Source organism: Anabaenopsis sp. FSS-46, assembly GCF_029891665.1.
Taxonomy (GTDB): domain Bacteria; phylum Cyanobacteriota; class Cyanobacteriia; order Cyanobacteriales; family Nostocaceae; genus Anabaenopsis; species Anabaenopsis arnoldii.
In genome coordinates, this window is record NZ_JANQDG010000122.1 from 1 (window position 1) to 6846 (window position 6846).

The following is a 6846-nucleotide window of genomic DNA, read 5'->3' on the forward strand; positions in this document are numbered from 1 at the left end:
CCACATACATGATTTCCTAGTCGGATTCATCCGACTTCAGCTTTCAGACAGGGGTTTTAAACCCCTGGCGTCCTCGGTAGCATCAAACGGCGTTTTAAACCCCTGGCGTCCTCCGTAGCATCAAACGGCGTTTTAAACCCCTGGCGTCCTCCGTAGCATGAAACGGCGTTTTAAACCCCTGGCGTCCTCCGTAGCATGAAACGGCGTTTTAAACCCCTGGCACACTAGCCCATTGCAACAGTTGCAAAATATACTATATATTGGTTTGATATCCAGTGCTAGCTTATAGCTAAAACTTAACAGCATTTCCAGACCTTACCCCCAGCCGTCACCAGACCTTTAACCTTGGGGTGTAATTTCCCATGGCCACAATTTAGCAGCCAACACCTATAATAACTACACACCGACAATGACCATCAACAACCGCGAACGAATAGGCAGAGCCTTAGATTTACTACAAAAAGGCTTGTATCCCTTTTTAGAAAGGGAAATGGGCGCAAAATATGGTGATAAGTGGGTAGTTGCTGCTACTCCCTTCGTTTCCGAAGACCGCACCCTACGCCGCCCCGTGGCTCAAATGCTCAAGCAGGATGTAGCAGAAGTCCTCAAAGTCATGTGGAATCAGTGGAACGAAGTATTTAACCAAACTCTGGGTAAAGCCGAAAGAAGCTTAGTGAGTGAATTAATGCTCACCCGTAACGCCTGGGCCCACAATCAGCCATTCTCCACAGATGATACCTACCGCGCCTTAGATAGTATTAACCGTCTTTTGACCGCCATTTGCGCCCCAGAAGCCGATGACGTAGAAAAGCAAAAACAAGAACTCCTACGCATCCGCTTTGAAGAACAAGCGCGCAGGGAAACCCGCAAAGCTGCTGCAACTTCCGTAGAAACCCATCCCGTTAGCGGTTTCAAACCCTGGCGAGAAGTAGTCACCCCCCACCCAGATGTTGCTTCCGGTCGCTACCAACAAGCAGAATTTGCCGCGGATCTTTGGCAAGTTTACCTAGATGAAGGTTCCGACGAGTACCGCTTACCTACAGAATTTTTTCGCCGCACCTATTTAACCGAAGGACTTAAACAACTGCTGCTGAACGCCTTACAGCGATTCTCTGGCCAGGGGGGTGACCCAGTAATTGAATTACAAACTAATTTCGGTGGGGGTAAGACCCACGCTCTGCTGGCATTATATCATCTGTGCTTTGGTGTTCCTCTCAAAGACCTACCGGAATTGGAACCAGTTTTAACCACCGCCGGGATGTCAGAGTTACCAGAAAATGTGAAAACTGCGGTGATAGTAGGTAACAAAATACCCCCCGGTCAACCAGACACAAAAACAGATGGTACAGTCGTCAGAACCCTGTGGGGAGAAATAGCTTGGCAATTGGGCGGTAAAGAAGGTTACGAAATGTTGCGGGAAACAGACGAAACCGCTACTAACCCCGGCGATATTCTCAAAGATTTATTTAACCGCTATGCTCCCTGTTTAATTCTCATTGATGAGTGGGTAGCCTATGGGCGACAACTCCATGATGATAATATTTTACCCGGTGGCAGTTTTGACACCCATTTCACCTTTGCCCAAACCCTCAGCGAGTCCGCTAAGAATGCAGACCGCACCTTATTAGTAGTCAGTATACCCTCTTCTGATATTGAAGTTGGCGGCGAAAAAGGTAGAGAAGCCCTCAACCGCTTAAAAAATGCCATTGGTCGGGTTGAGTCTCCTTGGCGACCTGCTAGCGCCGAAGAAAGTTTTGAGATTGTTCGTCGTCGTTTATTTCAAAACCTCACAGACCCTAATTTATTCGTAGCTCGTGATGCTGTCGTACGCGCTTTTAGCGAAATGTACCGCAATCAACCCCAGGAATTTCCCCTAGAATGTCGAGAAGCTGACTATGAACGCCGCTTAAAACAAGCCTATCCCATTCATCCAGAATTATTTGACCGTCTCTATAACGACTGGTCTAGCTTAGATAAATTCCAACGCACCCGCGGAGTATTGCGACTCATGGCTAAAGTCATTACTGTACTCTGGGAACAAGGCGATCGCTCCTTAATGATATTACCAGCCAATATTCCCATGGGGGAAAGTCAAATACAGTCAGAACTCACCCGTTACCTAGAAGATTCCTGGGTTCCAGTAATTGAAAAAGATGTCGATGGGACCAACTCCCTCCCCATGCTTTTAGAAGCTCAAAACACCAACCTAGGGAAATACTCCGCCTGTCGCCGTGTTACCCGCACAATTTACCTAGGTTCCGCCCCCACCTTACAAGCAGCAAACCGAGGTTTAGAAGACCGCAGAATTAAACTCGGTTGTGTCCACCCCGGTGAAAGTGTAGCCATCTTTGGAGACGCTCTGCGCCGTCTGAGCGACCAAGCTACCTATATATATGTCAGTGACGGTAATCGTTATTGGATATCTACCCAACCCAACGTCACCCGCACCGCGCAAGACCGCGCTCAACAAATCAGCGAAGACATACACCGAGTTTGGGAAGAAATTATCAGCAGACTGAGAACCGATAAAGAGCGGGGTGAATTTGCAGGGGTGCATATAGCCCCCAATTCTAGCGCTGATGTTCCCGATGAAGAAAACATGGGCGTGCGGTTAGTCGTCTTAGCTCCCCAGTATAGCCACAGCAGCAAAGCTAAGGATAGCCCAGCCTTAGAAAAAGTGACAGAAATTCTCTCTTATAAAGGCGCTAGTCCCCGTTATTGTAAGAATTTGCTCTTATTTCTGACAACCGATAAAACTAAACTAGATAATGTAGTCCAGCATGTTTGTCAATTTTTAGCCTGGGATTCTATTGTTAAAGAAAAAGACTCTTTAAACTTAGATGTTTCCCAAACCAATCAAGCTCAACAAAAGCAAGAGGAAACTAATAAAAATGTCAATCTGTTACTTCAAGACACTTATCAATGGCTGTTAATTCCCCATCAACCAGATGCGCACAAGCCCATAACTTGGGAAGAAATTCGCATTCCTGGGCAAGATTCTTTCATTATTCGGGCTAGTCGGAGATTTCTTCACGAAGAACAACTCATACTTAAGTATTCCCCTTCCCGTCTGCGTCTAGAAATCCTTGACTCTTATATCTGGTCTAACGCCGATCATGTTGACTTAAAAACACTGTGGAAATACTTTACCCAATATCTCTATCTACCCCGCCTCAAAGATGAACAAGTGTTACTCAATGCTGTTCAAGAAGGAGTAGCAGCCTTACTGTGGAAAGAATACTTCGCCTACGCCAGCGGCTACGATCAAGCTAAGGGACGCTATTTAGGGTTAAAAGCCTGTGAAGGGATTACAGCTACCCTCAGCAGCCAAAGTTGGTTAGTTAAAGCCGAGGTTGCAGAGCAGCAACTACAGCAAGATACAGCTGTACTACAACCCCCAACCCCACCAACTCCAAACCCAACTAATATTAACCCCAGTAATTCTACTAAATCAGTAAAAGAACCGGTAATAGAATACACCCCACCCCCACCCCCTCCAAAACTGCGGCGTTTTTATGGCTCCGTCAATTTAGACCCCCAGCGGGTCATTCGGGATGCTGAACAAGTAACTAGCGAAATTGTCCAACATCTGGGGGGTTTAGTCGGTGCAGATATCCAAGTCACTCTAGATATTCAGGTGCAATTACCTGATGGAATCCCAGAGAATGTAATTCGCACCGTCACCGAAAATTGCCGGAGTCTCAAGTTTAAAACTTACAATTTTGAGGAGGAGTAACAAAACCGCTCTTGGCTGCCCTTGTGCGTCAACCAGTAGGTGTCAAAATTAGATTGACAATTTCCCGCATCAGAACCTTTGTATAGTCTAAGTTTCCAGTGTTTTTAGTGGTTTTGAGGTTGACGCATTCTCGGCAAGTCTTACCAGATAAAAGTTTGATGGATTTTTTTTGATGCTACTCTTGACACCAGGATATCTGAAAAGTTATATTATCTCTAGGTTGACGGATCAGAACCTTGAAAACCAAAGATAACAACCCCCCCCAGCGTCGGCAGTCACAATTACCTATAATCCCTATCAGGGATTGAAACGGGGTATAACCACTATCAAACGCGCCCTCAAAGAGTCACAATTACCTATAATCCCTATCAGGGATTGAAACGTTTTGTAGGTGGGGTGAGGCTGCTAGGATGCGAGCCACAATTACCTATAATCCCTATCAGGGATTGAAACAGATGACTTATCGGATCTTCAGTCAATATCAAGCATCGCCACAATTACCTATAATCCCTATCAGGGATTGAAACGAGATAATCAGTGAGGAATCTATTGCTGATGTAAGCCACAATTACCTATAATCCCTATCAGGGATTGAAACACTGCGATAAATAGAAGTGCCTACTTACCCGCCTCTGCCACAATTACCTATAATCCCTATCAGGGATTGAAACTTAAGAGCAAACCGAGATATTCTCAAAGGTCAATTAAAGCCACAATTACCTATAATCCCTATCAGGGATTGAAACAAAGCTGAACACCTGGACGGCTCCACCCCTGGTAAGCGCCACAATTACCTATAATCCCTATCAGGGATTGAAACGCAGGAGGAAAGCCGTTTATTTCTTCTCACACAATAGAGCCACAATTACCTATAATCCCTATCAGGGATTGAAACTTTTCCTGATATCCCCCCCACCATAGGTTGGGGGGGGGAGCCACAATTACCTATAATCCCTATCAGGGATTGAAACCAGCTGATGAAACAGGTGATTTTAATTTTTGTAAGGCAGGGAAGAATGGTGTACTACAATACGCAGTTTACCATTGTCATCCTTAATGAACTTCCAGGTTTTGTCCACTGTGGTTACTTTACCAGTCTTGTCAGTAACTAAGACATTGCCCATTGTTGTAGCTACATTACCAACAATGAAGATTCCAGCGTTGCGAATTTCTACCTTTCGCCATCCTTTGAGCGCAAAGCCAGTATCATTAGGGAAAGAAGAATCGTCGCCCACGAAATAAGCCAATGCACCTTCGCGTGTTGTGCGGAAAGTCTGTGGTGCTTCTGCCAGAGTTGGCTTGAACAGCACTGCACCCATCTGGTAACCATAGGCTTGATCAATAATCTCCCCGGCTAATGCCTTAGCTGCGGCTTTTCCCTTCTCATCGTAGGTGGTAGAGATGGCCACTAATGCATCTCCCCAGGCTTTTTGGGCTGCCAGAACTTCAGACTCAGTGATGGTCATATTGACTACTGAAGTTGAAGGGGTTGATGAGTTGGAATTAAGGATGATGTTATTAACTTGAGCTTGAGCTATTGACGGAGTAGCAGCTAAAAACGCCATAGCAGCAGCGGTGACGGAAAAATTGATTCCCATACTTATAAAAAAAAACCTCTTAACTATCACATTAAACCACATTATACAAGCAATTTTTTCTAGTGTTTTGTTTCCATTCAAATAATGTCCCCAGCGAGTGGGAACACATTGAAAATATTATGAGTCTATATCATTAACCGACGTTCACGATCAGCCGCATAAGCAATACAAGCCTTTAAATCTTCTCGCGTTAGGTCGGGAAAATCCTCAAGAATTTCTTCTTCTGTCATTTCCGAAGCTAGGTATTCAAGCACCTCATAAACTGTGATTCGCAAGCCACGTACCAAAGCTTACCACCACGTTTATTGGGTTCAATTGTGATATAGTCTCTGTAATTCATGATGTGACGAGGGCATTTTTATTAATTTTAATATTAATTTAATCATACCATTTATTTCTGCTAAAAACAGTGAGTTTTGCCAACACTCAAGCTCTAATCACAGTAATTCTATATTGATTTTCCGTCACCACAACTTCAGTTGATAACCTTTCTTCCATTGGTAAGGCATTTTTCCGCCTATCAAAGATAAATAACCAACCAAAATCTAAACCCAAACGCCCTAAATAAGATTCTAACTGTTCAATTCCATCACCTTGCGGATCGCCTTTTTTATCTCTCCACACTTTCAATTCAATCCCTAAAATAACATCTTTATAACGCAAACATAAATCCATTCTGTCACTACCGATCGCATATTCCCTTTCTAAAACCCCTCCACCATTAACCACACGATGCAAAAAAGCCATTAATACAATATGGGGTGCAATTTCATGGTAAGCAGCACTACTTAATAAAGGTTCTCCATGTTGTCGCCAAAACTTGAGAAATGCAGTTAATAAACCATCTATATTTAATTCACCATTTACAGTCAACCAACTAGGACTAATTAAAGGTAAACTATCCTGAGTTCCTTGGACTAAAACACGGGGAATTACTTCCCGATATATGGGATTAGAAATAACTAATCCTCCCCTGGGGTCACGTCTTAATAATCCTAAATCTATTAAATATTGGCGATCATCTGCTAAGGTATCCGGTAATGTTTGCCCTGCTAAAATGGGTTCAATAATATTTTTAACTCGTTTTTCCCTGAGTCTTTCCGCTAAAATATCTAAATGAGTATCTTGACGAGCAATTAATATCTCCTTAGCTGTTAAAATATGTTCTTTTGTAATAGCAATACTTCTATCTTTTACCATTTTTTCTACAACTTCCTTAGCTAAAGCATTCACCAACCAAGGTTGTCCTTGGGTTAAATCATAAGCTGTTTCTATTGCTTCTGGTGTGAAAATTTGCCCTGTTGCTGCTGTATGTTGTTGATATAATTCTCCTACTTCTGCCAGATTAAAATTTCGCATAGTCAGAGAAGCAACTTTAATATTAAAAGGACTAGATGTATTTAATCTATCACTACCTCCCGATGCTACTTTATAGTCTCGCACATCTCGTAAACCAATTAATCCTACCGATGAGGGAAAATTTTCTGGACGGTTAGGAAAACCATCTCTTAA

3 protein-coding genes, 1 pseudogene and 1 CRISPR repeat array are annotated in these 6846 nt (G+C 43.5%); of the genes and pseudogenes, 1 reads left to right on the forward strand and 3 read right to left on the reverse strand.

The window, feature by feature from the left end:
• Window positions 1-409 precede the first annotated feature (409 nt).
• On the forward strand, window positions 410-3736 hold the full coding sequence (locus NWP21_RS15280; RefSeq protein ID WP_280793325.1) for a Swt1 family HEPN domain-containing protein: 3327 nt from the start codon (window positions 410-412) through the stop codon (window positions 3734-3736).
• Window positions 3737-4010: 274 nt separating this feature from the next.
• Window positions 4011-4707: direct repeats of the CRISPR family, unit length 37 nt; unit sequence GCCACAATTACCTATAATCCCTATCAGGGATTGAAAC.
• A 21-nt stretch (window positions 4708-4728) separates the two neighbouring features.
• Here NWP21_RS15280 and NWP21_RS15285 read toward each other — a convergent pair.
• The 3 genes and pseudogenes from NWP21_RS15285 to NWP21_RS15295 form a co-directional block, all read right to left on the reverse strand.
• Complete coding sequence (locus NWP21_RS15285; RefSeq protein WP_280793326.1) at window positions 4729-5334, reverse strand: hypothetical protein; 606 nt, start codon at window positions 5332-5334, stop codon at window positions 4729-4731.
• Between the two features lie 125 nt (window positions 5335-5459).
• Window positions 5460-5674 (reverse strand): annotated as a pseudogene (locus tag NWP21_RS15290) (DUF433 domain-containing protein).
• Window positions 5675-5760: 86 nt separating this feature from the next.
• The coding region (locus NWP21_RS15295; protein ID WP_280793328.1) for an ATP-binding protein at window positions 5761-6846 on the reverse strand (1086 nt) is incomplete at its 5' end.